This window comes from Aeromonas sp. 160P (genome assembly GCF_055193095.1).
In genome coordinates this window covers 4,136,587-4,162,001 of the sequence record NZ_JBUXKV010000001.1, presented here as the reverse complement: position 1 = coordinate 4,162,001, position 25,415 = coordinate 4,136,587, and the positions used below count along the sequence as shown (strand labels likewise).

Sequence of the window (25,415 nt, the reverse complement as noted above, 5' to 3'; positions counted from 1 at the left end):
GGCTGCTTTATAGCATTTACTCAGCAAACCAACCACATTCCTTTACATTCTACTCACTTTCATCAACAGCGAGGGTGAGTCTCGTCATGGTTCGCGCCCTTGCCTGTATTTTTCTTCGGTGATTCACCCTGGTTGAGGCGGGTAACGGATGTCCCGCAGGTTGAACCCCAGCACGATATCCCGTTGCAAGCGCACCAGCCGCTGGGCTAGCAAGGCATCCTCCTGATGCTGGCGGAGCTTGAGCAGGGGCTTGCTGGCGTCCTCTTGCTGGCAAGCGGCCAGCATGGCCGTTAAATTCCCGTATTGCTGCACCAATTGTGTGGCGGTTTTGGGGCCAATACCGGGCACCCCCTTGATATTGGAGCCATTGATACCGGTCAGGGCCCAGAAGTCGACCAGTTGAGCGGGCGTTACCCCATATTGCTGCTGGACGAAGGCGGCATCCAGCCAGCGTTTGTTGAAGTAGTCGCGAACCTGGATCTGCGGGCAGATGAGCTGGCAAAACCCCTTGTCGGTGGAGATGATGGTCGCCTGATGGCCGTGACTGGCGATGCCGCTGGCGAGAGTGGCGATGAGGTCATCCGCCTCATCGGTCTCGGAGAGCAGGGCATCGACCCCGCACTCCCAGAAGGCATCCTGCAGGGTCGCCAGCCCTTCACGCAGCTCGGGGGGCATGGGCGTGCGCCCCTCTTTGTAGGCCGGATAAACCCCTTTGCGCCAGCTGTGTATCTCCCCATCGAACACGGCTATAACATGGGTCGGTTCGCTATTGGCGAGCAGCTTACGGCAGGTGTTGATCAGGTTGGCACGGGTAGCAACCAGCGCCTGGGCCGGTGTCAGTGCCTGCTGGGTTTGCACCGCATGCAGACGGCGAATGAGGTTGAGGGCATCGATGATAAGCAGATGTGGCATGGGGCACTCTTGGCTGTCAGGACGCGCTATTGTAGCAACTGCTTGGCTTGATGGGAGTTTTTCGGTGTAATCCGCACGCCAGAGAGTAAAAAGGGAGGGGCGCCAGTGCGCCCCTCCCTTCGTATTACGATGCCTGCTTGCTGACGATCGTCAGCGCACGATCTCGTAGCAGGGCACATACTGGCTACCCGGCAGCTTCATCCGCTGCTGTTTAACGAAGCTTTCCAGCAGCTTGTCCATCAGGTGCATCAGCTCCTTGTCGCCATGCAGCTTGAAGGGGCCCTTTTTCTCGATGGCGCGAATGCCCCCTTCCTTGACGTTGCCAGCGACTATGCCTGAGAAGGCCCGACGCAGGTTGGCGGCAAGCAGTTGCGGCGGCTGATTGCGATGCAGATCCAGGCTGGCCATGCTGGCGTGATCCGGCTCAAACGGTAGCTGGAATTCCGGTTCAATCTTGAGCGACCAGTTGAAGGAGTAGGCATCACCGACCGATTTGCGATATTCACGGATCTTCGGCATCGCCTCTTTCATGGTGCGAGCCACTTCCGGTGCATCGCCCACGATAATCCGATACAGCTTGGTCGCCGGTTCACCCAGGGTGGCCTTGATGAAATCATCGATAGCACGGAAGTAATCTTCGCTCTCTTTCGGGCCAGTCAAAATAATCGGGATCGGCTGCCGCTCGTTGGCTGGGTGCATCATGATGCCAAGCAGATAGAGCAGCTCTTCGGCGGTACCGACCCCACCCGGGAAGATAATGATGCCATGGCCCAGACGGACAAAGGCCTCCAGCCGTTTTTCAATATCCGGCAGGATCACCAGCTCATTAACGATGGGATTGGGCGGTTCTGCGGCGATGATCGACGGTTCGGTCAGACCTATGTAGCGACCGTTACGTACCCGTTGCTTGGCATGGCCAACCGTTGCCCCCTTCATCGGCCCTTCCATGGCGCCGGGGCCACAGCCGGTACAGATGTTGAGTTCGCGCAACCCCAGCTCGCTGCCCACTGCACGGGTGTACTGATATTCGATCTGATTGATGGAGTGACCACCCCAGCAGACGATCAGGTTGGGATCGGCACCCGGCAGGATCACCTTGGCGTTGCGCAGGATAGCGAACACCACGTTGGAGATATGGGTAGAGTTGGTCAGGTTGACCAGGCGGTTGGATTCGAGCTGATTGGAGACATAGAGAATATCGCGCAGTACCGAGAACAGATGCTCTTGAATGCCGCGGATGATCTCGCCATCGACGAAGGCGTGCTCGGGAGCATTAAACAGCTCCAGCTTGACCCCGCGTTCGCGCCGGATCACATGAATATCGAACGATTTGAAGCGCTCCAGGATCTCCTTGGAGCTGTCGGTATGGCTACCGGAGTTGAGCACTGCCAGCGAGCAGTTGCGAAACAGTTGATAGATATCGCTGGAGGCAGTTTGCTTGAGGCGATCCACCTCAAGCTGCGACAGCAAGTCCATGCTGCCGACGGGATTGATGTGCGTAATCATAGGTTCCCCTTACTCATCTTGTTATCGTTGTGTTTTTCCCTGGGGAGAAAAGGGGACGCCATGTTGCATCCCCTGAGGTTGATAGTAGTGGCAAGGATAGGGTGAGGGAAATAGGGGGGTGACTGATCGCTGTTTTTTTAGTCACCAATCAGGCCAGTGTCACTTGGTCTCGTCCGCCGTGTTTGGAGTGATAGAGCGCCTGATCTGCTCGCTCAAATACATCGGACGGATTATCACCCTCCTTGAACAGGGTGGCACCGATAGAGATGGTGATCTCTACCTTGGCATCACGAAAACGGAACGGGATGCTCTTGATGGTCTGGCGCAAGGTTTCAAGGGGAGTTTGAAATTTGTCAGGATTGATGTTGGGCAGCAGCACGACAAATTCTTCTCCACCAAAGCGGGCAATAAAATCGGTATCACGCAGGGCGCTTTGCAGGGCCTTGGCGACCACTTTCAAGGCTTTATCGCCGGCCAGATGGCCGTAGTTATCATTGATGTTCTTGAAGTGGTCGATGTCGATGATCGCCATGCAGAGCGGGCTGCCGTAACGTAGCCAACGTTTGTATTCCTGCTCAAGCCGTTCATCTAGTGCTGCCCGGTTGTGGACCTGAGTCAGGCTGTCGAGGAACAGTTTGTGTTTTTGGATGGTCAGCCGCTTTTTGTATTCGGCAGTCTCGTCCTTCATCAACCGCAACTTGGATTCCATGCTCGAGAGGCGGGTGAGCAGATGGCGCTCTCTGGTCGCTGTGTTATCGCGATCTTGCAACAGCAAATTGATGGCACCCATATGGCCGGAGATGGCCTGTTTGAGTGCATCGATGGAGTTATGGCTGGCCAGGGAGTGATCGATGGCCTGCAGCTGGTTGACCAGCGCTTTGCGCGTTTCCGTGGTTTCATTTTGCAGCGCTCGGCCTTCATCGAGTGATTCGGTAAACCCGATGTGGACTGCTGACAGACTCTCGTTGAGGGAGCTCAGGAACGCGCGGGAAGCGGTGCGCTCCTCACGGGTGCCTTCGATGATAAGCTCGATCACCTGCAAACAGGTTTCGGCCAACAGACCGGGATTGACCCCGACCAGCAGTTGGCGGCGGATATCCGCCAGGCTCTCACCGATGGATCCGGCAAAATCGAGTTCGGTGATCAGTCGCTGCAGCTCATCGGCAATGCGGGCGTGATCCTTGAGATCAAAGGGATCCGGATCTGGCTTGATGTCGTTACCGGAGGGATGACTGGCGGCTGATGGTTCGGTAGCGGAGGGCTGTAGCGGCTTGCTCGGCAGCAGCTGGATCTTGATTGCCTGCTGGTAAAACTCCAGCAGTTTGATCACCTTGCGCTGATGATCGGCAATGCCATAGCCCGTAGGGCTGGCCAGAAATTCCTTGAGGGATTTGCGGGTATCTTCGGGGAAGCCCTTGATGGTTTTCAGCTGTTTGGAGCCAAGTTCGATGGCGCTCTGGGTCAGGGTTATCGACTCTTCTAGCGCATTACTGTGTTGTTGCAGCAATTTTTCAATGGCCAGCAGATCGGTTTCTAACGCGGTGAAGGCCGGATTGCTATCGAGTTTGGATTTGAGTTTGGCGAAACGGTTGTCCAGCTCACGATCGAAGCCACGGCAGGAGAGCATCAACTTGTTGATAAACAGGATGCCGCGAGCCCGCTCAGCATCGGAGAAAGAGAGAACACCGTCTAGTTCCAGCTGTTTTTGCTGAAGGGATTCCCTGAGCCTGGCCAATTGTCCTGCTACGGCAGCGATGTCATTCATTATCAGGTCGCCCTGTTGTCATTATTGTTTTTGGTGTTTGATAGCAACAGTAGTAAAACCCGGTGTCGAGCTCTGGCTGTTATCTATATTGCTGGTCGGTCATCAATGACTTGCTTCCTTGCAAGCTGATGCCAATTAACCCATTGCTTTTCATGAGAAGAATTGACTTTTACCAGCCCCTTGTCAATTGCCATCAGGCCGCATTGCCACACATCCCCATTAAAAAATGCCGCCTGTTGACAATCGATGGCGGCGAGCTCCAGCCAGGCGTTTTGCTGGTGTTTTTCACTGAGCTGAATGGCTCCCGACAGGGCCAGGTAACAGAGATCAAACAGCCCATTATGATCAAGCGCTGTTGCCGCCTTGGGCAGGAAGGGGTGACTGACAATCCCCAGGCTTACCCGGCGATCGAGTAGGTACTGACACGGGAAGGCTGCGATAGCGAGTAGCAGGTCACTGGCCAACTGATGCAGGTTGGCGACATGGCGCTGTGGTACGACATAAAGGAGGTGCCCTTCCCGCAGGTCATAGATACGGCCATCTTGCGGGGTTAAGGTATCGACATAGGCCCCAAACGCCAGCTCAATCTCGCTGCTGGCCTGATAACCATGCTGCTCGAGCGTGTTGCTCAGAAAGGGGACGCGGAACAGCAGATAATGCAGCTTGTCATCAAACTCGCTGGAGGGCTGTTCACTGAGATACCAGCGATCTGATTTCAGCTGGCGTTTGGCCATCTCCCTCGGCCAGCGGTTCATCAATCGTTGCCAGTTGGCTAGTCCGGATCGTGGCTCGATCAGCAAGGCCTCACCGGTTCGTTTCAGTTGCAGGCGGGTGGTACGCAACTTGAGCCAGAGGGTGAAGAAGAGGTAGATAAAGAGTGCCAGTAGCAGGCTGGTGGTGATGCTTGACCAGAGATAGCGTTCCTGCTGGTGCTGGCTGTGGTTAAGCTGTTGCTCAAGTTCTTTGATATGTTGCACCCGCTCGACCTGGACATAGTTGTCACGGATTGCGGCTTGTTCCAGGGCAATCTCTTGCTGGCGCACCTCTTCACCCAGCCGGTGGAAACGTTTGTAGCTGTCGAGGGCCTGGCGCACATACCCTTTCTGTTCATATGCCAGCGAGAGCAGGCGGAATACCTCGAACTGACGACGGGTATCGCCAATCTGCTTGGCCAGCGCCCGCGCGTTTTCCAACTGCAAGATGGCGATGGCCGCTTCCTGCTTCTTGAGATAGAGCTCACCGAGTAATAGCAGCGTGTCGATCAGTGGTTCTTTGGCATCATTGAGCTCATGGGATTGACGCGCGGCGTTGAGGTAGTTGCTGGCCAGCGAGAGATTGCCACTTTGCAGATAGGTTTTGCCGATCTCGTATTTGAGCAGCGAGCTTTTGGACCGACTCGTCTCGTCATCGAGCAAGTCCAGCGCATTGAAAAAATAGACCAGCGCCATATTGAGGTCGCCCTGATCACGATTAAGTCGTGCCAGCACCATCAGAGAGTCACAAAGCAGCGACGGGTTGCCGATGGAGTGAAAATAGTTGGCGGCCTCATTGGCATATTGCAGCGCTTTCTGCGGTTCATGCTCCTGCTGATAGAGTTTGACGATCTGGTTCGATAGCAGACCGAGAAATAGCGGATCACTGAGGTTCTTGGCCTGCTGCAGGGCATCGATATATTCCCCCAGCGCCAGTTGTGGCTGTTGCAGCGAGCGATAAAGGTCACCACTGATGGCACTGACCCAGGCGCTGGCAAGGGGATCGGGGGTTTTGGCTGCCCAGATCCGCGCTTCGGCCAAATGGGCTTTGGCATCATCAAAATGTTGAGTGTCGATATCGTAGCTGGTGCGTTGCAGGCGGCTATACACCTGCAACCGACTCTGTTTTAGATTGGGTTTCGCCAGCAGGGTTTCCAGTTCGGCAAGTAAGCTGTGGCTGGTGCTTTGGCTATTTTGACGGAGTCCCTGACTGCGAATTTTCAGGTAGAGGCCGTGGGCCTTGAGCTCTGGTTGCTGCTCCTTGTCAGCCAGTGCCATCGCTTGATCGAGTGCCTGCTGGGTAGCCTGGTACTGGCCCAGTTGCAGCAGACACTCCCCCCTGAGCAGGTGAGCCCCGATAGTCTGAGCCACGGTGCTATAGCTCAGGATCGGCTCTCGATAGCCAAACTCCTGGCGATTATTGATGATTTGCTGAGAATTATTGGCCGCGCGGGTCAGGAAGGCTGAGGTGATCTGGACACATTTGGCTGGGTCGGTCAGTACCATTGATTGTGCTTGCTGCAGATCGATAGATAGCTGTTCTCGGTCCAGGTCCAGATTGGGGGCGGACAGAGAAGACATCATCATGGCCAGAAAAAACAGTTGATTCATTGGATTATGGACGGCGCGGAGGTGAAGGCATGTTATCCAAGCCTCCCCCTGCGAGTCCAGTGTTTACTGTGGGCAGGTTGTGGTTGCATCTGTCACTGTTCGCCCGGCGTGACGGGGGCACCTGGGGGATAGAGGGGCCAGTATCTGGCCCCATCCGCGCAGTCAGTGGTTACTGACGGATCAGGCGCAGGTTGGCAGGCACCGCTTCAAAATCGGAGCGGAACGGGTTGATGTCGAGACCACCGCGACGGGTGTAGCGGGCATAGACGGTAAGCTGCGCTGGCTGGCAGTAGTGCTTGAGGTCGATAAAGATCCGCTCGATACACTGCTCGTGGAACTCGTTGTGCTGGCGGAACGAGATGAGGTAGCGCAGCAGCTTCTCCCGATCGAGTTTGGGCCCCTTGTAGCGGATCACCACAGATCCCCAGTCTGGCTGGCTGGTCACCAGACAGTTGGACTTGAGCAGGTGGCTGTGCAGGGTCTCTTCTACCTGCTCGTTGCCCGCCGCCCCTTGCAGCAGGGCGGCATCAAACTGGTAGTTGTCTACCTCGATATCTTGCTCATCGATGCACTCGCCGGGCAGCAGGGCGATCTGATGCGGTGCCTGCTCGAGGGGGAACAGGGTGACCTTGACGGTTTCGCCGGCACAGGCGCTCAGATCCTTGGTCAGCATGGCGGCCACCGTATCGATGGAGTCGCAACGGGTCTGGTTGAAGGAGTTGAGGTAGAGCTTGAAGGATTTTGACTCGATCAGATTCGCGCTGGTGGCCGGAATGGTCACCTCACCGAGCGCAACCATCGGCTTGCCCTTGGCATTGAGCCAGGAGAGTTCGTAGAGAGTCCAGACATCGCAGCCGCTAAAGGGCAGGGCATCGCCCAGCTGGAGGTCATCCCGGTTCAGGCTGCGGGGCACCGGCTGCAGCAGGGAGGGGGTGTATTGGCTGATGTAGTCGGCTTGCTGGCCCAGGCTCAGGCCGGTCAGGGCGCTGGCCCCGGCGTATCTATCTTGTTTGTTCACAGATTTACTCACGTAATGTGCTCATAAAGAGTGGATGAACGGAAGGTGAAATGGGGCTATTGCACTGATACCTAGCGATTTTGAGCTGGCAAGGGATGAAGCCTGCCCCGTTATCGGGCGTCGAACGACTGTGGTCGGGCAGCCTTGTCTGTCACCCTGATTGATGGTGCAATAGCGGACTTTGCCAGCAATTGTGGGGATTTTCGATGTCGGATCAAGTTTTGTCTGCCCTGGAGCACTTTTTGGCCCGCTGGCAACGGGATGGCGAGGCCAGAAGAGGCCTGCCTCTGTGCGAGTGGGAGGCGGACTGGCGTTCTCCGTGCCAGCTTGGTGAGCCCGCTGATGGTCGAGTGGCCTGGCGCCCGTACCATCGCCCCGAGCCCGCCGATTTTACCGCCATGGCCGATGCCCTTGAGTTGACGATTCACCCCGGTGCCATCGCCCTGTTTGGGCATTGGTTCAGCCGCCCCATCCCCTGCCTTTTCAAGGGGCTGCGTCTTGAACTGATCCTGCCGTGGAACGAAGCGGATCTCGACCTGCTCAGGGAGAACCTCATCGGCCACCTGCTGATGTTGCGCAAGCTCAAGCGCACCCCCTCCATCTTCATTGCTACCACCCGCAACGAGATGACGCTCATCTCGCTGGATAACGAGAGTGGTCAGGTGTGGCTGGAGTGGCTCGACTCTGGCCGCCGTCTGCCGCTGGCCCCCTCTTTGCCCGCGTTTCTGGAACGGTTGGAAACCTTGCCGCAATAAGCACCCCGTCCAGCAGGAGTTGAGAGCAAGGGGTTGGTTAGATTAGCGAAGCGTAATCGGACATTTGCCATCTCAATTAGCGAAAGCAGCCTTCAAGTGAAGCCTCAATCCTTGAAATCCCAAGATAGATTAGAGACCAGGCGACAGCGGTCGCACTTGAAGTCGAAGATCTCGTGCAGCGGCGTTGCCAGCGCCCACTCACCGCCACAGCCGGGGCAGGGGCGCGCCTGCTCCTCGGCGGCGCTCAGGCCACCGACCCGGTAGAGGTAGTAGTAGGTGGGGATGCCGCTCAACACTTCCAGCCGTTTGGCGAGATCGCTACCGCGCCGGTAGAGGCGGCTGCCCACCTCGCCAATCTCGTGCAGCGCCGCATGCTCGGCGATGGAGCCGTTCATCTGCAGCTGATCGCACGCTTCCCAATCCTCTTGCCACTTGATGATCTGCTTCTGATCGCCATTGGCGACGGCGGGCAGTTGGTAGAGCGGAATGGGGGCGAAGTGGTCGCCACAGCGCAGCGGTGAGCAGGTGTGCAGAAAGCTGGTGTAGAGCAGCATCCAGCTCGGCCGCTCACCCAGCTCGCCGCAAGGGTCGGTACTGTCTGAAAGTAAATCTGCCCCCTGCAACTGCAGTTTCGGCGCCAGCAGTCCGGCCTGATTGAGCTGCTGTTCGGCCAGTTTTACCTGATCGCTCTGGTTGTCCGGGTGCAGGCTATCTTGCTCCGGGCAGACCACCTGGCTGACGAAATAGCCTTCTTGCATGCTGGTGGGGAACTCCCGCCCGAGGATCTGGCCCTGATAGCGCAGCATGTCGAGGTAGTTGACGATGGCCCGCTCGGCCTCGCCAAGGGAGGTGTCGCGGTAACATTCAAAGCAGAGTTCGACGATATACATGGCTCAGCGCTGCCCCTGCTGGATGAGCAGGTCGGTCAGCCGATCCACCTTCTGTTCGATGCGCGCGAGCTGCTCGGCGAGTTGCTGCAGGGTGAGCTCAGGCGCGGGCTGGGGGGCCACTTCCGGCAGGCGCTCGCGCTCGTGAGATGCGGTTGGCTGCTGCTTCCACTGGCTCAATACTTTCAGCAACTCGGCCATCGGCACCGGTTGGCTGAGGCGCGCTTTGACCATTGCGGTGGTGGGGGTGAACCCTTTGGCGGCTAACTCGTTGGCAATTCGGATGATCTCGTGGGCGGACATAAGCATGCTCTGGGTGAGAAGGGGAGGGCGATATCGGGGCGGGATCTTAACCAAAGCCGGCAGGGGAGGAAAGAGGCGGGCGGCTTAGCGGGGCTGGCGCAGCATCACATCAAGCAGGTCGATCGCCTCGCACCAGTCGGAATCGTGCCACAGGGCATCGCGCAGAAAGCTGGCCTGAGCGGCGCTCCAGAAGGTCGCCTCCGGCAGCAGGGTTTGATTGTCGAGGTGATGGTCATGCACAAAGCGGTGCAGGCTCAGCTCGTCGTTGGCCATCCCGAGCTGGGCAAACAGGGCTGGCAGATCGTGGACAAGGGGTTCCATCTCGTCTCTCCCTTAACTCATTGCTGAGATTATAGTCAGGCGCGCCCCCTTGGCGCAGAGACGAGACGGGGGATCAGACAGAGGGCATGCGATGGGGTGGTAGATCGACTCCCACGACGTGCAGACCTTGCATCTTGAGGGTGCCCTGATAGTGGCTCTCGCCATCGCTGGAAAATTCAAACTGGTAGTGGGTCAGCAGCCGCAGGGGATTGCGCGCCAACTCACGACGGCTGCGGGCCAGCGACAGCAGTTGCAGATCATGGTGCTGGCAGTAGCGGCGCATATATTGCCAGGCCAGTTCAGCCTGACGGCGTTGCAGCCAGAACAGACCGGCAACGGCAATCAGCAACAAAATGGCGAGCATATCTCCCATAGGCGGGCTTCCTTATCGTGATGTCGATAACCGGGAGGCCTGCTTGGCACACCCGGTTTCCTTGTTTTTTATTCCGCCGCTATTCCCGTGGTGCCAGGGGATCAGGCCGAAGCAAACAGGCGGCCAATGGCTTTGCCCAGCGCATCGCTGCGGTCGGGGTCGCGCAGTCTGGCCAGCATATCATTGCGCAGGGCCGGTAAAGTGACCAACTCGGCAAAAACCTGATTGAAGAACTGGGTCGGTTGCAGTGCCAGCTGTTCCAGATAGTCGCTGAGCAGATTGGCATCTTTCAGATCGGTCCAGAGCCGACCGGCAATGGCGAGCAGCAGTGCCGGGCTCGGCTGGGTTTGCAGCAGGGTCAGCAGTTTGTTACTGCGCAAGGTGCTGCCGGGGCAGGATGCCATGGCGCGGCACAGATAGGCCAGGGTCTCCGGGTTGGGGGCGGCGCACTCTTGTTCCTTGCCGATCCGCTCAAGCAAGGCCCCTTGTACTGCCGGTGGCAGCGGGGCGTTTTCAAGGCTCTGGCAGAGGGCATAGAGCGGCTCTTGCGGCAGTTTGGGCAGCGCTTTGCAGATCAGCGCCAGATTGCGTTCGTCATGCAGTCGTTCGGCCAGATCGGCAAAGCCCTGCAGCCCCAGCGCTTGCCAACCGCTGTCGTTGGGGGCGGCCAGATAGTGGCAGAGGGCATCGAAATAGGCAGAAGGCGCCTGCTCCAGCTGGCGGGCCAGCTTGGCGTGCAGACTGGCCATCTTGGCCTCCGCCGGGCGGAAGGTATAGGGATTGTCAGCCAGGCGCTGGGCCTTCTCTTCATCCAGCTCGCCGGTGAGCTGGTAGCCTAGGGTCTCCACCACCTGATCCATGAACAGCTTGGGGCCGTTTGACATCAACAGGCCGCGCTCATCGAGGGCAAACTTGAGGAACCAAAGGTAGTGGCGCGATTCGCTCGGCTGGAAGAAGTGCACGCCCAGCCAGGCGTGCTGCTGCAGCGGCCAGGGGTAGGGCTCCTGCTGCTGTTCGATGCGGACAAAGGTATCGCTTGCCAGTGGCCGCACCTGGCGGCCCATGTCAAACAGCTGGAACTGGGTGCCAGCCTGGGTCAAAAATTCGGTCAGAGTATTGATGGGGGTATTGATGGGCGTTGGCGTCGCAGACATGGTGAGATCCAGCTAATGGTGATGCGGGCCGATTATAAGGCCCTTGCCGTGGATAGCCAGTGGCAGCACTAGCTGGATACGGCAGAGATCAGCATGGCAGCGCTGCGGGGGGCGGTGTATAGTAGCGCCCTTTTTTACCGGCAGCTGGCCACCAAGGTCGTCGCTTGAGCTGGCATCTTACCAGCCATACCGGATCACTCTGTGGTAATGAGGATGAGTACGAGATGAATCAATATTTGCTGGTAGCCGGCCTGTTGGGGGAACTCACCGCCGAATTGCAACGCCTCGAACGCTGGCAAGCTGAACATCCCACTGACGATGCGTTGGCAAGCACTCTGCCGTTTTGTGTCGATACCCTGAGCTTTGACCAGTGGCTGCAGTTTGTGCTGATCCCGCGTATGGAGCAGTTGGTGATGTTGCAGGCCCCGTTGCCTACCAGCGTCTCCCTCTATCCCATGGCAAGCGAAGTCTATAAAAACGATCTGGTCGAGGCAGAAGCGCTGCTGCGCCTGATCGCCCGGTTTGATCTGCTTCTATCCGGCAAAGTGGCTGAGCAATGAGTGTTGCAGCCGTCACCGCTGAGCCAGTCGTGGAAGAGCCATCACTCAAGTTAACCCTGCTCTATCAGGATGAGTGGCTGGTGGCCGTCAACAAGCCCTCTGGTCTGCTGGTGCACCGCAGCTGGCTCGACAAGGCGGAGACCCGTTTTGCCATGCAGATGACCCGGGATCTGATCGGCGGTCGCCATGTCTATCCAGTGCACCGGCTCGATCGCCCCACCTCCGGGGTACTGCTGTTTGCCCTCAGTCCCGCGGTGGCGCGAACCCTGACCGAGGCGTTTACCCATCGTCAGGTACACAAAGAGTATCTGGCGCTGGTGCGGGGTTGGGCACCCGAGCAAGGGGTGATCGACTATCCCCTCAAGGAGCAGCTCGATAAAATTGCCGATGCCATGAGCGCCCCCGATCGTCCGGCGCAAGATGCCGTCACGACCTTCCGACGCCTGCATCAGGTCGAGCTGCCCCACGCGGTCTCCAAAAAGCACCCCACCAGTCGCTACAGCTTGGTCAAATTGTTCCCGAAAACCGGCCGCAAGCATCAGCTGCGCCGCCACATGGCTCACCTGTTCCATCCCATTGTTGGCGACACCAGCCACGGTGATGGCCGGCATAACCGTTTCTATCGCGAGCAGTATGGCTGTGAGCGACTGCTGCTGGTGGCCCGCACCTTAAGTTTTACCCATCCGGTGCTCAAGGTGCCGATGCGTATTCAGGCCCCCCTTGGCCCGCAGCTGTTGCAGCTTTTTGCGGAACTGGGCTGGCCCGCCAGCGAGAGCGATTACTAAGCCCCTGTTACTCGGGCCCTTATCGGGTGGCATCTGACGCCAGCTTGCTGATAGAGTTGCTCAAGAGAGTTGCTCAAGATAGCGACTAAAGCAGGGGGCAGAAAATGGCACAGATCGATATCGTGGTAGGGAGTGTCTATGGCGCAGCCATGCTGGTGGCCGAGACGCTGGCAGATGAGCTGGAACGCAAGGGCCATCACTGCACTCTGTATGAAGAAGCACGGCTGGCGGACATCGACCCCAGCCGTTTTTTATTGCTGATCAGTGCAACGACCGGGCAGGGGGATATTCCCCCCAATCTGCAACCCTTTGCCACTGAGCTCGCTGACAAGACGCCCTGGCTCAAGGGGTTGCGGTATGCCCTGATTGCCATGGGGGACAGCAGCTACACCCATTTTTGCGGCGCTGGCCGCCACCTCGACGGGCTGCTGCAGGAACTGGGGGCCGTACGGGTTATCCCCCCACTGGAACTGGATGCCACCTTGCACGATGAACCCGAACGGGTGGCTCTCGGCTGGTTGCAAAACTGGGATATTCAGCCCTGAATATTCTTTGAAATAGAGCCATATCAATCCCCTGATCTTTACCCGGCAGGGGATTGTTATTTGTACGATCTCTGCGTCTTGTATCCCGTATATTTCCCCCCTGATAGAGGAATATTCCCCTCACTCGGCATCCTGTCACAGGAATGTTTGCCAGCGTGTAGCGGACTAGTCATCTAAATAAAAGTTCAATCTTGAAAGCGATCTCAGTCATGTTTTTGTCATTGAATCGTAAAATAACAACTTATGTTCTATCGCGAATTAATGACTGACAACGGTTTCAGCGTGCCTTTTTGTGCGTTGAAGGCTTTTTTTTGGGGTTTTTATTGCGCCTAGGTGTGTTTTTTTGTTTGTTGTTGTTGCCTTGTCTGTATGGTGAGCTATTTGTCGCCATTTTGTGAGTCTGCTCATATTTGTGGTGTACCCCACTCCCTATAATCGACCTCGGTTATCACCAACAGGATTACGTGGTGATAAGAAGTTAAATATTAAGGATCACACTCCTCACTGCGGGAAATAAGGAATATGACAATGAAAATGAAGTGGCTCCCGATTGCAGCAGCTGTTACTGCCGCCCTGGCTTCCCAAGCCGCCTTTGCCGTAGATTTCCACGGTTACATGCGTTCCGGTGTCGGTGTTTCCGATAACGGCGATATGCAGACCATGAGCCAGAATCGTGTGGGTCGTCTGGGTAACGAGAGCGATACCTATGGTGAAGTTCAGTTGGGCCAAGAGGTCTACAACAAGAACAACCAGACCTTCTATGTAGATTCCATGATTGCCATGAAGGCAGGTAAACAAGGTCGTGACTGGGAAAATGCGAACGATAAGACTGCTGACTTTGCCTTGTCCCAATTTAATGTGCAGGCCAAGAATTTGTTTGGTGGCAACGAAACCTTGTGGGCAGGTAAGCGTTACTATCAGCGTCACGATATCCATATCACCGACTTCTACTATTGGAACGTCTCGGGTGCCGGAGCTGGTGTAGAAAATATCGAAGTAGGCCCAGGCAAGCTGTCTGTCGCCGTGGTTCGTAATGATCCGTGGGATGCTATCTATTCAGAGAATGATCCTCAATATAGAAAGGACTCTAACGGAAAGCAGGTGTTGGATGAAAATGGTGATCCGATCAGAATTGATGATCGTGTAAATACCAATACCTTTGATATCCGTTATGCCGGTATTCCGCTTTGGACCGATGCCTCTCTGGAAGTAGGTTATGACTATGCCATGGCAAACTTGACCGATGAGCAAGAGCGTCAGAATCCTGATTACAAAGATGGTCATATGTTCACCGCTGAGCTGACTCAGTCTATGTTGGGCGGTTTCAACAAAACAGTGGCGCAGTATTTTATTGACGGTTTGGCTGCCCAAGGGGTTGATTATGGTGCTGGTTCAGGTAGTAACCTAAGCCAAGCCGCATCCAGTGGTAATGGCTTCCGTTTGATTAACTGGGGTGTACTGCCCATTGGTGACAAGGTTGAGTTTGGCCACCAGATCCTCTACGCACAGGCTAATGGTCTGGATAAAGATACAACAGATAAAGATACTTTCTCCATTGTCGCTCGTCCGATGTACAAGTGGAACGATGTGATGAAGACCATCGCAGAAGTTGGCTACTTCAATGACAATAAAGATGTTAATGGTGTGAAAACCAGCACGGATGGCACTAAATACACCTTGGCGCAGGCTTGGTCTGCGGGTTCTGGCTTCTTTGCTCGCCCAGAGATCCGTGTATTTGCCTCCTATGTTCAGCAAGACGGCAACTTCCGCGAAAACAGCAACGGTGTTAAGCAAGATGATGCTTTGAACTTCGGTGTACAAGCGGAAGCTTGGTGGTAATCTCACCATCACCTGATACCAAGTCGCCCCCGCTTGTCGGGGGCTCTTTTTTTCAAGATGGCGCGTAGGGCTTGCAGATGAAATATACCAAGATAGCGTTGACGGTTTTGTGTTCCACCCTGATGACGGCATGTGCGTCTCTTGAGGCAACGGTGGCTCCCACTCAGGAGTACAAGAGCATCCTCGATAGTCGTGCCAGTGCACTGCAGCAACTCGGTACCGCGACTGTATGTTGCAGCAGTATCAGTGAGTTGCGCTATCAGTCGTTGGCTGCTGAGCAGAAAAAAGTGATCGCCATTGATGGCAGCTCAGCAGTGTTCAACTTCCCGGAAGGAAAGAGCTATTACGCAGCCTTCAAGCTGCCGACCAACTCCGGCGATCTCAAGATTACGGTCGCAGGTCTGATCGACAAGACGCTGTTTAACCCCACCGTGTTGCTGCTGGATTCCCAGTTCAAGCCGACCCGTACCATTGGTGCCGACATCATCGCTTACAAGCCAGCACGCATGCTGGATGGGGATCGGGTAGAGGGTGTCTTTACCATCGATCGCTCCTACGTGGGTAACCCGAACAACGAAACCTACATGGTGATTTACACCGCCGAGGCCACCCTGAGCCAGACAACTCAAGCCATGAGCCCTTCCAAGATGATGGCCAAGTCTTTGAGCGTACAGGATTATGGTGCCAAGGATCCGCTGATCCCGCACTCCGCATGGGGTGTCGTCAAAATTGATGTGGAAGATATGAGTGCCAGTGTGCTGGGCGATAACTTCTACAAACCGGTTTACCAGGAAGCGATCGATGCTAACGCGCCTATCGTTGACCTTACCCCAAATAAACTGACGGTGCCTGTTGCCACGGCAGCAACTGCCGGTGTGGTGGTAGCCAGTAAGCCTGCTCCGGTCATGCTGAATGAAACCGAAGCCTTCTATCAGAGCCAGATCGAAAAAGCGGTCAAGGCGAGGGATATCGACAAGGCGATGAAGCTGGTTAACGAGGCCGAGCGGGCCGGTTCAACCAAAGCGAAAACGGTGTTTGTCGATGCGGTAAAACGCTCGCAAAAATAGTGTTGTAGTGCTCGCTGTTGGCACAATATATTTATGAAGGCCTCCCTTGTTGGAGGCCTTTTTAATCGGTAAACTGTAATAAATAAAACCACTCAGTTACCTTTTGTTACGTTTTGAATTATTAAGATTTAATTGGTTTAAGTAAAATACAATCAGAAACTGTAGTTTATGTTTATTTGTAATAGAGTGACGATGAGAGCTTTTAACTTATAAACTCATGGTTATTTAGCCTTTAGACAAGTTGTGATCTCCCCTCCAAATTCAATATTCCCCCTTCTTCGAAAGCAGCAATTTACGACTCGCTGGGTTATATTCTGATGGTCAAAATAAACAAACCCGACTCGAAGATGTTTGGATGTAAATATTGCTATCTCATCCAGATCAATCGTTCAGGGAAGACGATCCATTCAGGAGCATACACACATGATGAAAAATGCGTTTTCTAATCTGCAAAAGGTTGGTAAATCGCTGATGTTGCCGGTATCCGTATTGCCAGTAGCAGGTATTCTGCTCGGCGTCGGTGCTGCAAACTTCAGCTGGTTGCCAGAAATTGTTTCCCATTTGATGGAACAGGCCGGTGGCTCTGTTTTCGGTCAGATGGCCCTGTTGTTCGCCGTCGGTGTGGCCCTCGGCTTTACCAATAACGACGGTGTTTCCGGTCTGTCAGCCATTGTTGGCTACGGTATCATGACCGCCACCCTGTCCGTGATGGCGCCAGTGATGGGTGTTGACAAGATCGACACCGGTGTCTTGGGCGGTATCCTCGCCGGTGGTGTTGCCGCCTGGGCGTTCAACCGTTTCTACAAGATCCAGCTACCAGAGTATCTGGGCTTCTTCGCGGGCAAGCGTGCCGTACCCATCATCACAGGTTTCGTCTCTATCGGCCTGGGTGTGATCCTGTCGGTAATCTGGCCGCCAGTTGGCGCTGCCATCGGTGCCTTCTCTGACTGGGCTGCCAACCAGAACCCGGTACTGGCTTTCGGTATCTACGGCGTAGTTGAGCGCTCACTGATCCCGTTCGGTCTGCACCACATCTGGAACGTGCCTTTCTTCTATCAGGCAGGTACCTGTGTTAACGCTGCCGGTGAAACTGTTCACGGTATCATGACCTGCTTCCTGACTGCTGATGACGCTTCCCGCGCTGCCGGTAACGGTTTTGGTCAGCTGGCTGGTGGCTACCTGTTCAAGATGTTCGGTCTGCCTGCTGCTGCGTTTGCTATCGCTCACGCTGCCAAGCCGGAAAACCGCGCCAAGATCGTTGGTATCATGGCCTCTGCCGCCTTGACCTCTTTCCTGACCGGTATCACCGAGCCGATTGAATTCTCCTTCTTGTTCATCGCTCCGGTACTGTACGCAATCCACGCTGTACTGGCTGGTCTGGCTTATGTGCTGACCAACTCCCTGGGCGTGGTACATGGTCACACCTTCTCCAACGGCTTCATCGACTTCGTGGTGCAATCTCCACGTGCCGACAACATGCTGCTGCTGGTAGGTCTGGGTCTGGTTTACGCGGCCATCTACTACGTGGTATTCAGCTTCGTTATCCGTGCCATGAACCTGAAAACCCCGGGTCGTGAAGACGAGACTGCTGAAGAGACCGTTAGCCAAAGCAAAGACGAGCTGTCTGCTGCACTGGTTGCCGCCTTCGGTGGTAAAGAGAACATTGCTTCTCTGGATGCTTGCATCACCCGTCTGCGTGTTGGCGTGAAAGACGTTGCCAAGGTTGACCAGGCTGGTCTGAAGAAACTGGGTGCTGCCGGTGTGGTCGTGTCTGGTTCCGGCGTACAGGCCATCTTCGGTACCAAGTCCGACAACCTGAAAACCGACATGGACATCTGGATTAAGAGCAACTAATCCTGTTGCCTAAATATCTGCGTGTTTGAAGAGGGAGGCGAAAGCCTCCCTCTTCTATTTCTGTCGCCCACCGATTTGGCGCTGTTCGATCTGCACAGAGGCAAGAATTGGCGTGGCAACAACTGATCTTATGATTCTGGGAGACTGGTGCAGGGGTGTTGTAGCTGGCTTATCCTGTTGGTCACGAGCTTGCAAAGGCCGTCTCTGCCAATAAGGTGCCCGCCAATAAAAAGAGCGCCAGGGTGGCGCTCGGATAATCGTGGGGCAGGGGTTAGAGTTTCTCCAGATCCCGTTCGATTTCGCTGATCTTGTTTTGTACCACTTTTTCCAGATGGCGCAGGTCGCGCAGGATCTTTTGCTTGATGTCCGGGTCGGCCTGCTGATGAACGCCCTGGGTCAGGTTGTCCAGCTCATCCACCACGTACTTGAGGTTGGCGTTGATCTCGGTGACATCTTTGTACTCATGGGTACCGGAGTCGACCAGCATGGTTTTGCGCTGGCGGGGGTACTTGAATTTGACACTCTTGGCGAAGAACTCCCCTTTCTGCTTCTTGAAGTAGATCTTGAGGATGTCGTGGTTGGCCTCCTGGCGCAGGGTATAGCTGTCGACGGAGGTGGGCTCCTGGATCCCCAGGCTCTTCAGATTCTCGTACATCAGGCTTCCTCGGTTGAAACGATCCTGTCCCGTCAATCTTAACCGAAGCCTGATGGCTTGCCTGTGACAGGGGCGCCAAAATCAAAAGGGCGCCATCAGGCGCCCTTTTATCACCGCAACGCTGATTACTCGTCGATGGAGCGCAGCAGGGCGTTGATGCCGACTTTGGCGCGCGTCTTGGCATCGACCTTCTTGACGATCACCGCCGCGTAGAGGCTGTACTTGCCGCACTTGGAGGGCAGGGAGCCGGAGACGACCACTGAGCCCGCCGGTACGCGGCCGTAGTGGATCTCGCCGGTTTCGCGGTCATAGATGCGGGTGGATTGGCCGATGAAGACGCCCATGGAGATCACGGAACCTTCCTCGACGATCACCCCTTCAACCACTTCGGAGCGGGCACCGATAAAGCAGTTGTCTTCGATGATGGTCGGGTTGGCTTGCAGCGGCTCCAGTACGCCGCCGATGCCGACGCCGCCGGAGAGGTGGACGTTCTTGCCGATCTGGGCGCAAGAGCCGACGGTGGCCCAGGTATCGACCATTGTCCCTTCATCAACGAAGGCGCCGATGTTGACATAGGAGGGCATCAGCACGGTATTGGGGGCGATAAAGGAGCCTTTGCGGGCCGTTGCCGGCGGCACCACGCGCACACCAGCTTCCTTGAACTGCTCGGCGGTGTAGTTGGAGAACTTGAGGGGAACCTTGTCGTAGTACTGGGCATCGTCGCCCTTGATGATGCCGTTGTCGTTGATGCGGAAGTAGAGCAGTACCGCTTTCTTCAACCACTGATGGACAACCCACTCACCGGCGATCTTCTCGGCAACCCGCGCCTTGCCGGAGTCCAGCAGGTCGATGGCTTGCAGGATGGCGGACTTGGTGGCGCTATCCACGGAGCCCGGAGTAATGGTGTCGCGGCGCTCGAAGGCCGCTTCAATGATCTGTTGCAACTCGGTCATGACAGGTTTCCTTTAAAAAATTCTGTTTGTTGTATCACACTTTTCCGACTGTTTTTAAGGGGTTGACCGGAATTCTTCCGGCCAGCGACCATTTCTTCAGCCGGTGTGCGCCAACCATTTGTTTAGCATGGCAAAAAACGCCCGATAAACAGCCTCTTTCGAATCACACTTCGCTTAATCCAGCACCGACTGCTGGGGATTGAGCTGGTGTACCAGCCGCTCTTCCAGCTGCTGTTGCTGCTCGGTGGTCAATGGCTCGCCATCGAGGCTGGTCAGGCTGAAAAAGTCTTCGACCCGCTCGCCGAAGGTGGCGATTTTGGCTGCGTGCAGCGACAGCCCGCACTGCTGGAATACCGCGCCGATCCGGGCCAGCAGGCCGGGGGTGTCGAGGGCGGTCAGCTCCATCAGGGTGTGGCGGCTCTCCCCTTTATGAGGCAGGAAGACCACCCGGGTCGGCACGCTGAACTGGCGGTGGCGCCGTGACAGTGGCTTGTTGCGCAGCACCAGCTTGCCCGGCTCCTGCAGCGCCTTCTCCAGCGCCTTCTTGATGGTGGCGGTGCGGTTGGGGCTGATGGGTTCGCCGCTCGGCTCCAGCACTACGAAGGTATCGAGCACGAAGTTGCTGCGCGAGTTCATGATCTGGGCGTCGTGGATATTGAGGTTCTTCTGATCCAGCGCCGACGCCACGGTCGCAAACAGATTCGGGGTATCGCGGCAGTAGATAAACACCTCGCTGCCACCACGGGTCGGGTGTTTGCCGATGATCACCAGCGGCGCCGGGTTGTCGCCATGTTCGATGATGTGGCGGCAGTGCCAGGCGATCTGCTCCGGGCTGTGGCGCAGGAAGTAATCTGCCTTGAAGTCGGCCCAGAGCAGGTTGATCGCCGCTTCCGATACATCCCGCTGTGCCATGAACTGCTTGGCCAGACGCTGGTTTTCGCGAATACGCAGCCGCATGTCGGGCGGATTTTCCAGCCCCTGGCGCAGCGCCTTCTGGGTGGCGAAGTAGAGCTCCCGCAGCAGGGTGCCCTTCCAGTCGTTCCACAGGGTGTCGTTGGTGGCGCAGATGTCGGCCACAGTGAGGCAGTAGAGCAGGTCGAGATGCTGCTCGTCGCGCACCTTCTGGGCAAAATCGGTGACCACGTCGGGGTCGTAGATATCACGGCGCTGGGCGGTGACCGACATCAGCAAGTGATGGCGCACCAGCCAGGCGACCAGTCGGCTCTCGTAGCGATCCAGCCCATGCAACTGGCAGAACTCCAGCGCATCGACGGCGCCGAGTTCCGAGTGATCGCCGCGCCGCCCCTTGGCGATGTCGTGGAACAGGGCGGCGATGCTGAGCAGCTCCGGTTTGCGCAGCCTAGTGAATACCTCGTGGCAGAGCGGGTGGCTCTGGCGACTGGCCGGATTGGGGAACTGGTGAATGTTCTTGAGCAGCCGGTGGGTGTGCTCATCTACCGTGTAGGCGTGGAACATGTCGAACTGCATCTGGCCGACAATCAGGTTCCACTGGGGCAGATAGGCGGCGAGGATGCCGTATTTGTGCATCAGAGTGAGCGGCAGGCCGATGCCGTTGGGGTGGCGCAGTAGCGCCATAAACAGGCGGCGGCAATCAGGCAAATCCTGTAGCCAGTTGTTGAGCTTGCGCCGCGCCTCGCGCAATTGGCGCAAGGTGGCCGAGTGAATGCCCGCTATCTCGGGATGCTGGGCCATCTGGTAGAAGAGGCGCATGATGGCGGCCGGTTCACGGCTAAACAGCTCCGCATCCACCGCATCGATGAGGCGGCCACGGATCTGGAACTCGTCGGAGAGGCGGCGCACATCCATGGCGGTGTTGCCGAGGATCGCCTCGTCAAACAGCTGCAGCAGCATCTCGTTAAGCTCGGAGACCCGCCGCACCGTCTGGTAGAAGCGCTTCATCATCTGCTCAACCGGGCTGTTGCCTTCCCCCTCGAATCCCAGCATCTGGGCCACGGTGCGCTGGCGATCGAACAGTAACCGGTTATCCCCCTTGTTGATGGCCATGTGCAGGGCAAAGCGCACCTTCCACAGGAAATTCTGGCAGTCGAGCAGCTCGCGGTACTCGGCGCGGTTGAGAAAACCGTGGCTGGTCATCTCGAACAAGGTGGTGGCGCCGAAATGGCGGCGGGCGACCCAGGCCAGGGTCTGAATGTCGCGCAGGCCGCCCGGATTACTCTTGAGATCGGGCTCCAGCTTGTAGGCGGTGCCGAGAAATTGCCGATGACGCTCCGCCTGCTCCTGGCGTTTGGCGCGAAAAAAAGCTTCGCTCGGCCAGAAGTGCTGCGGTTTGGTCGCCTGTTTGAGCTGCAAAAAGCCCTCTTTGCGGCCGGTAATGTAACGGGCCTCAATCAGGTTGGTGGCCACAGTGATGTCGGCGCGGCCCTGTTCAAGGCACTCCGCCACGTTGCGCACTGCCTGACCCACCTCCAGCTTGAGATCCCACAGCAAGGTAATGAACTCACCGATCCGCAAGCCCAGCACCTCGTCCAACTCCTCTTCTTGATAGAGGAGTAGCAGGTCGATGTCGGAGTGGGGGTGCAGCTCACCGCGGCCATAGCCCCCCACCGCGATCAGGGTCAGCTCGCTTTTGTCGAAGCCGAACTTTTGCCACAGCCGAATGAGCAGCTGATCCATATATTCGGAGCGGGTCGCGACCAGCTCGATGATATTGTCACCGGCATCGAAACGGGCGTGCAGCCAAACGAGAAAGCGGCTCAGGTACTCTTTGCAGTTGTCACGGGTGAGTTGGTCATCGGGCAACAAATGGGGGGAAAGCAGGCTGGCGTCCATGGCATCTCACACGCAAGTGGCAGGCATTGGGCTAAAACAGTCAACAAAAACCCCGGCGCTTGGGGATGTCAGGGCCGGGGTTCGATGTTAGCTGTGTTTGATGATGCGGTCGATAGTGTCATCGGGGCGCAGGGTGAGCACCTCGCAGCCATCCTCGGTCACCAGCAGGGTGTGCTCCCACTGGGCGGAGTCGCCGCCATCCTTGGTGGTCACGGTCCAGCCATCCTTCGGATTGACCTTGCAGTGATACTTCTTGCTGTTGACCATAGGCTCGATGGTGAAGCACATGCCTGCTTTCAGCTCCAGCTTGCCGCTGTTGCGGTAGTGAAGGATCTGCGGCTCTTCATGGAAATCGCTACCGATGCCGTGGCCACAATAGTCACGTACCACCGAGAAACCAGCCTGCTCGACGATAGGCTGGATCACTGCACCCAGCTCGGTGATGCAGGCACCCGGACGCACCTTCTTGATGGCAGCGTACAGACTCTCCTGTGCGACCTTGCACAGTTTGTTGCGTAGCGGGGTGGTCTCTCCCACCACAAACATGGCCGAGGTATCACCGTGATAGCCATCCTTGATGACAGTGATATCCAGGTTGATGATGTCGCCATCACGCAATTTTTTGTGGTTCGGAATGCCGTGACAGATCACATCATTGACCGAGGTGCAGATGGATTTGGGGAAGCCGTGGTAGTTGAGCGGGGCCGGAACCGCCTGCTGCACGTCAACCATATAGTCATGGCAAATGGTGTTCAGTTCGTCAGTGGTGACGCCAGCTTTGACATGGGGCGCAATCATGACCAGCACATCGGCGGCCAATTGGCCGGCAACGCGCATCTTTTCAATCTCTTCCGGTGTCTTGATTTTAATGGACATGGGATCTCTCTTGCGGCCTGCCGCTGCTGCCGAACACGGCAGACAGGACAGGTAATGAAAAATAGATGCGTTTGCAATCAGGGCAAAATTTTATCCGCAACCCCCGCGTACTTCCAGTGTGATTGTCATCACAACGTCAAATCGGCACCGCAGCCTGTTCGGGCGGGATCCATTTTTACACCTGTTTTGGTGGTCACTTGGTGGTGTCTCGAGCAAAGTTATGGTATAAAGCGCGCCGGAATGGGGAACTTGCGTCCGCATTTCATCACCCTTAATCAATAACACACACACATCGACACATATACCGGGGTGCCTTAACGGGTCGGTTATATGGGATGTGTGGAGGCCTAACCCCAATACAGAGGTATAAAATGGCTAAAGTTTCTATGCGCGACATGCTGCAAGCCGGCGTTCACTTCGGTCACCAGACTCGTTACTGGAACCCGAAAATGAAATCCTACATCTTCGGTGCCCGCAGCAAGGTTCACATCATCAACCTGGAAAAAACCGTTCCGTTGTTTGACGATGCCATGAACTTCATCAGCTCCGTAGCTGCCAAGAAAGGCAAGGTACTGTTCGTTGGTACCAAGCGTGCCGCCGCTGAAGCCGTCAAAGATTCCGCTGAGCGTTGCGACCAGTTCTATGTAAACCACCGCTGGTTGGGCGGTATGCTGACTAACTGGAAAACCGTTCGTCAGTCTATCAAGCGCCTGAAAGATCTGGAAATCCAGAGCCAGGACGGTACCTTCGAAAAGCTGACCAAGAAAGAGGCGCTGATGCGTACTCGCGAAATGGAAAAGCTGGAGAAGAGCCTGGGTGGTATCAAGAACATGGGTGGCCTGCCTGACGTTCTGTTCGTTGTCGATGCCGACCACGAGCACATCGCTATCAAAGAAGCCAACAACCTGGGTATCCCGGTCGTTTCCATCGTTGATACCAACTCCAACCCGGACGGCGTTGATTATGTCATCCCGGGTAACGACGACGCTATCCGTGCCGTACAGCTGTATCTGAATGCTGCTGCTGACACCGTACTGGAAGCTCGCGAGCAGGACATCGTTGTTCAAGCTGAACAAGATGGCTTCGTTGAAGCTCAGTAAGTGATAAGGACTGTAAAGCCCTTATTAACCAAGCTGATGTAAATTGGTTAGCAGGGGCCCTTGTGGCCCCTGTTTCTTGTCAATTGAAGACCGAGGAAACTGGAATGTCTATCGTTACCGCCGCCCTGGTAAAAGAACTGCGCGAGCGCACCGCCGCTGGCATGATGGATTGCAAAAAAGCACTGACTGAAGCCAATGGCGACATCGAGCTGGCAATCGAAAACATGCGTAAATCTGGTCAGGCCAAAGCCGCCAAGAAAGCCGGTCGTATCGCTGCTGAAGGCGTTATTTTCGCCCGTACCGAAGGCAACATCGCTGCCATGATCGAGCTGAACAGCGAAACTGACTTCGTCGCCAAAGATGCCAGCTTCATGGCAATGGGCCAGAAGATCGCTGATATCGCTGCGACCCAGAAAATTTCTTGCATCGATGCCCTGAAAGCGGCTGACTTCGGTAACGGCGAATCCGTCGAGCTGACCGTTACCAACCTGATCGCCAAGATCGGTGAGAACATGAACCTGCGTCGCGTGATGCTGGTTGAAGGTGACAACCTGGGTACCTATGTTCACGGTTCCCGCATTGGTGTTATCACCAAGCTGACCGGTGGTTCCAGCGAGCTGGCCAAAGATCTGGCCATGCACGTTGCTGCCAACAGCCCGCAGTTCGTCAAGCCTGAAGACGTGTCTGCTGAAGTCGTTGCCAAAGAGCGCGAAATTCAGATCGACATCGCCATCAACTCCGGCAAGCCGAAAGAGATCGCCGAGAAGATGGTTGAAGGCCGCATGAAGAAGTTCACCGGTGAGGTTTCCCTGACTGGTCAGCCGTTCGTGAAGGATCCTTCCATGACCGTTGCCGAGCTGCTGAAGAAAGAAGGCGCTGACGTTGTCTCCTTCACCCGTTTCGAAGTGGGCGAAGGCATCGAGAAGCAAGAGAACGATTTCGCTGCTGAAGTAGCAGCTCAAGTCGCGGCCGCTCAGAAGGCTTAATCGAACCGGTTTTTCCGTTTCCCCAGA

At 56.2% G+C, this 25,415-nt stretch carries 23 protein-coding genes; 9 read left to right on the top strand and 14 right to left on the bottom strand.

What is annotated here, in order from left to right; genetic code table 11:
* Nucleotides 1-123 precede the first annotated feature (123 nt).
* The 5 genes from xni to queF form a co-directional block, all read right to left on the bottom strand.
* Entirely contained in the window at nt 124-912 is a 789-nt protein-coding gene (xni, locus tag ACY8FN_RS19265) for a flap endonuclease Xni (RefSeq protein ID WP_101323865.1), read from the bottom strand.
* A gap of 150 nt (nt 913-1,062) precedes the next feature.
* A complete protein-coding gene (gene ppnN / locus ACY8FN_RS19260) occupies nt 1,063-2,418 on the bottom strand; it encodes a nucleotide 5'-monophosphate nucleosidase PpnN (RefSeq protein ID WP_042020010.1) in 1,356 nt (451 codons plus the stop codon).
* A gap of 148 nt (nt 2,419-2,566) precedes the next feature.
* A complete protein-coding gene (locus ACY8FN_RS19255) occupies nt 2,567-4,183 on the bottom strand; it encodes a GGDEF domain-containing protein (RefSeq protein WP_463100932.1) in 1,617 nt (538 codons plus the stop codon).
* 83 nt (nt 4,184-4,266) lie between these two features.
* The gene (locus tag ACY8FN_RS19250) at nt 4,267-6,546 is read right to left on the bottom strand and encodes a tetratricopeptide repeat protein (protein ID WP_463100931.1); all 2,280 of its coding nucleotides are present in this window, start codon (nt 6,544-6,546) and stop codon (nt 4,267-4,269) included.
* 169 nt (nt 6,547-6,715) lie between these two features.
* Nucleotides 6,716-7,564, bottom strand: coding sequence for an NADPH-dependent 7-cyano-7-deazaguanine reductase QueF (gene queF, locus ACY8FN_RS19245; RefSeq protein WP_463100930.1), 849 nt, complete (start codon nt 7,562-7,564; stop codon nt 6,716-6,718).
* Between the two features lie 206 nt (nt 7,565-7,770).
* Here queF and syd point away from each other — a divergent pair, with 206 nt between their 5' ends.
* Nucleotides 7,771-8,319 carry a SecY-interacting protein gene (gene syd, locus ACY8FN_RS19240; RefSeq protein ID WP_463100929.1) on the top strand — a complete coding sequence of 183 codons (549 nt, stop codon included), beginning with the start codon at nt 7,771-7,773 and terminating at the stop codon, nt 8,317-8,319.
* A gap of 104 nt (nt 8,320-8,423) precedes the next feature.
* On the opposite strand, the gene ACY8FN_RS19235 is transcribed toward syd, so the two are convergent.
* The 5 genes from ACY8FN_RS19235 to ACY8FN_RS19215 all read right to left on the bottom strand — a co-directional run bounded on the left by ACY8FN_RS19235 (nt 8,424) and on the right by ACY8FN_RS19215 (nt 11,357).
* Nucleotides 8,424-9,209, bottom strand: coding sequence for a Zn-ribbon-containing protein (locus tag ACY8FN_RS19235; RefSeq protein ID WP_463100928.1), 786 nt, complete (start codon nt 9,207-9,209; stop codon nt 8,424-8,426).
* Nucleotides 9,210-9,212: 3 nt separating this feature from the next.
* Nucleotides 9,213-9,509 carry a hypothetical protein gene (locus ACY8FN_RS19230; RefSeq protein ID WP_463100927.1) on the bottom strand — a complete coding sequence of 99 codons (297 nt, stop codon included), beginning with the start codon at nt 9,507-9,509 and terminating at the stop codon, nt 9,213-9,215.
* 84 nt (nt 9,510-9,593) lie between these two features.
* Nucleotides 9,594-9,830, bottom strand: coding sequence for a DUF2789 family protein (locus ACY8FN_RS19225; protein WP_101316155.1), 237 nt, complete (start codon nt 9,828-9,830; stop codon nt 9,594-9,596).
* 73 nt (nt 9,831-9,903) lie between these two features.
* Complete coding sequence (locus ACY8FN_RS19220; protein WP_101323873.1) at nt 9,904-10,203, bottom strand: DUF3301 domain-containing protein; 300 nt, start codon at nt 10,201-10,203, stop codon at nt 9,904-9,906.
* Between the two features lie 101 nt (nt 10,204-10,304).
* Complete coding sequence (locus ACY8FN_RS19215; RefSeq protein ID WP_463100926.1) at nt 10,305-11,357, bottom strand: DUF3549 family protein; 1,053 nt, start codon at nt 11,355-11,357, stop codon at nt 10,305-10,307.
* A 224-nt stretch (nt 11,358-11,581) separates the two neighbouring features.
* Between ACY8FN_RS19215 and ACY8FN_RS19210 the strand changes: the two genes are divergently transcribed.
* The 6 genes from ACY8FN_RS19210 to ptsG all read left to right on the top strand — a co-directional run bounded on the left by ACY8FN_RS19210 (nt 11,582) and on the right by ptsG (nt 18,007).
* Nucleotides 11,582-11,917 carry a YqcC family protein gene (locus ACY8FN_RS19210; protein WP_463100925.1) on the top strand — a complete coding sequence of 112 codons (336 nt, stop codon included), beginning with the start codon at nt 11,582-11,584 and terminating at the stop codon, nt 11,915-11,917.
* Complete coding sequence (gene truC / locus ACY8FN_RS19205) at nt 11,914-12,702, top strand: tRNA pseudouridine(65) synthase TruC (RefSeq protein WP_068976809.1); 789 nt, start codon at nt 11,914-11,916, stop codon at nt 12,700-12,702. Before ACY8FN_RS19210 ends, truC begins: the two co-directional genes overlap by 4 nt.
* 104 nt (nt 12,703-12,806) lie before the next feature.
* A complete protein-coding gene (locus ACY8FN_RS19200; RefSeq protein WP_463100924.1) occupies nt 12,807-13,247 on the top strand; it encodes a flavodoxin in 441 nt (146 codons plus the stop codon).
* Nucleotides 13,248-13,775: 528 nt separating this feature from the next.
* Nucleotides 13,776-15,086 (top strand): maltoporin, encoded by a 1,311-nt coding sequence (locus tag ACY8FN_RS19195; RefSeq protein WP_139720530.1) that lies wholly within the window; start codon nt 13,776-13,778, stop codon nt 15,084-15,086.
* A 152-nt stretch (nt 15,087-15,238) separates the two neighbouring features.
* Entirely contained in the window at nt 15,239-16,153 is a 915-nt protein-coding gene (locus tag ACY8FN_RS19190) for a MalM family protein (protein WP_463100923.1), read from the top strand.
* Nucleotides 16,154-16,576: 423 nt separating this feature from the next.
* A complete protein-coding gene (gene ptsG / locus ACY8FN_RS19185) occupies nt 16,577-18,007 on the top strand; it encodes a PTS glucose transporter subunit IIBC (protein WP_463100922.1) in 1,431 nt (476 codons plus the stop codon).
* A 271-nt stretch (nt 18,008-18,278) separates the two neighbouring features.
* Here the strand turns inward: ptsG and ACY8FN_RS19180 are convergent, their stop codons facing one another.
* The 4 genes from ACY8FN_RS19180 to map form a co-directional block, all read right to left on the bottom strand.
* A complete protein-coding gene (locus ACY8FN_RS19180) occupies nt 18,279-18,662 on the bottom strand; it encodes a DUF3461 family protein (RefSeq protein ID WP_463100921.1) in 384 nt (127 codons plus the stop codon).
* Nucleotides 18,663-18,787: 125 nt separating this feature from the next.
* Nucleotides 18,788-19,615: a 2,3,4,5-tetrahydropyridine-2,6-dicarboxylate N-succinyltransferase gene (gene dapD / locus ACY8FN_RS19175; RefSeq protein WP_005338581.1), complete on the bottom strand. Its 828-nt coding sequence runs from the start codon at nt 19,613-19,615 to the stop codon at nt 18,788-18,790.
* 174 nt (nt 19,616-19,789) lie between these two features.
* A complete protein-coding gene (glnD, locus tag ACY8FN_RS19170; RefSeq protein WP_463100920.1) occupies nt 19,790-22,426 on the bottom strand; it encodes a bifunctional uridylyltransferase/uridylyl-removing protein GlnD in 2,637 nt (878 codons plus the stop codon).
* Nucleotides 22,427-22,513: 87 nt separating this feature from the next.
* Nucleotides 22,514-23,302 carry a type I methionyl aminopeptidase gene (gene map / locus ACY8FN_RS19165; protein WP_042020066.1) on the bottom strand — a complete coding sequence of 263 codons (789 nt, stop codon included), beginning with the start codon at nt 23,300-23,302 and terminating at the stop codon, nt 22,514-22,516.
* 371 nt (nt 23,303-23,673) lie between these two features.
* Here map and rpsB point away from each other — a divergent pair, with 371 nt between their 5' ends.
* Together rpsB and tsf are read left to right on the top strand one after the other, a co-directional pair.
* Nucleotides 23,674-24,402, top strand: a complete 729-nt coding sequence (gene rpsB / locus ACY8FN_RS19160) for a 30S ribosomal protein S2 (protein ID WP_042020069.1) — start codon at nt 23,674-23,676, stop codon at nt 24,400-24,402.
* Between the two features lie 104 nt (nt 24,403-24,506).
* Nucleotides 24,507-25,388, top strand: coding sequence for a translation elongation factor Ts (tsf, locus tag ACY8FN_RS19155; RefSeq protein WP_101319760.1), 882 nt, complete (start codon nt 24,507-24,509; stop codon nt 25,386-25,388).
* The last annotated feature ends 27 nt before the right edge of the window (nt 25,389-25,415 follow it).

Coding starts and splice junctions, on each gene's coding strand:
- ACY8FN_RS19230 (WP_463100927.1), bottom strand. CDS start 9,509: ATGTCCGCCCACGAGATCATCCGAATTGCCAACGAGTTAGCCGCCAAA.
- truC (WP_068976809.1), top strand. CDS start 11,914: ATGAGTGTTGCAGCCGTCACCGCTGAGCCAGTCGTGGAAGAGCCATCA.
- ACY8FN_RS19195 (WP_139720530.1), top strand. CDS start 13,776: ATGAAAATGAAGTGGCTCCCGATTGCAGCAGCTGTTACTGCCGCCCTG.
- ppnN (WP_042020010.1), bottom strand. CDS start 2,418: ATGATTACGCACATCAATCCCGTCGGCAGCATGGACTTGCTGTCGCAG.
- ACY8FN_RS19210 (WP_463100925.1), top strand. CDS start 11,582: ATGAATCAATATTTGCTGGTAGCCGGCCTGTTGGGGGAACTCACCGCC.
- ptsG (WP_463100922.1), top strand. CDS start 16,577: ATGATGAAAAATGCGTTTTCTAATCTGCAAAAGGTTGGTAAATCGCTG.
- ACY8FN_RS19200 (WP_463100924.1), top strand. CDS start 12,807: ATGGCACAGATCGATATCGTGGTAGGGAGTGTCTATGGCGCAGCCATG.
- tsf (WP_101319760.1), top strand. CDS start 24,507: ATGTCTATCGTTACCGCCGCCCTGGTAAAAGAACTGCGCGAGCGCACC.
- rpsB (WP_042020069.1), top strand. CDS start 23,674: ATGGCTAAAGTTTCTATGCGCGACATGCTGCAAGCCGGCGTTCACTTC.
- ACY8FN_RS19225 (WP_101316155.1), bottom strand. CDS start 9,830: ATGGAACCCCTTGTCCACGATCTGCCAGCCCTGTTTGCCCAGCTCGGG.
- glnD (WP_463100920.1), bottom strand. CDS start 22,426: ATGGACGCCAGCCTGCTTTCCCCCCATTTGTTGCCCGATGACCAACTC.
- syd (WP_463100929.1), top strand. CDS start 7,771: ATGTCGGATCAAGTTTTGTCTGCCCTGGAGCACTTTTTGGCCCGCTGG.
- ACY8FN_RS19250 (WP_463100931.1), bottom strand. CDS start 6,546: ATGAATCAACTGTTTTTTCTGGCCATGATGATGTCTTCTCTGTCCGCC.
- xni (WP_101323865.1), bottom strand. CDS start 912: ATGCCACATCTGCTTATCATCGATGCCCTCAACCTCATTCGCCGTCTG.
- dapD (WP_005338581.1), bottom strand. CDS start 19,615: ATGACCGAGTTGCAACAGATCATTGAAGCGGCCTTCGAGCGCCGCGAC.
- ACY8FN_RS19235 (WP_463100928.1), bottom strand. CDS start 9,209: ATGTATATCGTCGAACTCTGCTTTGAATGTTACCGCGACACCTCCCTT.
- ACY8FN_RS19215 (WP_463100926.1), bottom strand. CDS start 11,357: ATGTCTGCGACGCCAACGCCCATCAATACCCCCATCAATACTCTGACC.
- ACY8FN_RS19220 (WP_101323873.1), bottom strand. CDS start 10,203: ATGGGAGATATGCTCGCCATTTTGTTGCTGATTGCCGTTGCCGGTCTG.
- map (WP_042020066.1), bottom strand. CDS start 23,302: ATGTCCATTAAAATCAAGACACCGGAAGAGATTGAAAAGATGCGCGTT.
- ACY8FN_RS19255 (WP_463100932.1), bottom strand. CDS start 4,183: ATGAATGACATCGCTGCCGTAGCAGGACAATTGGCCAGGCTCAGGGAA.
- ACY8FN_RS19180 (WP_463100921.1), bottom strand. CDS start 18,662: ATGTACGAGAATCTGAAGAGCCTGGGGATCCAGGAGCCCACCTCCGTC.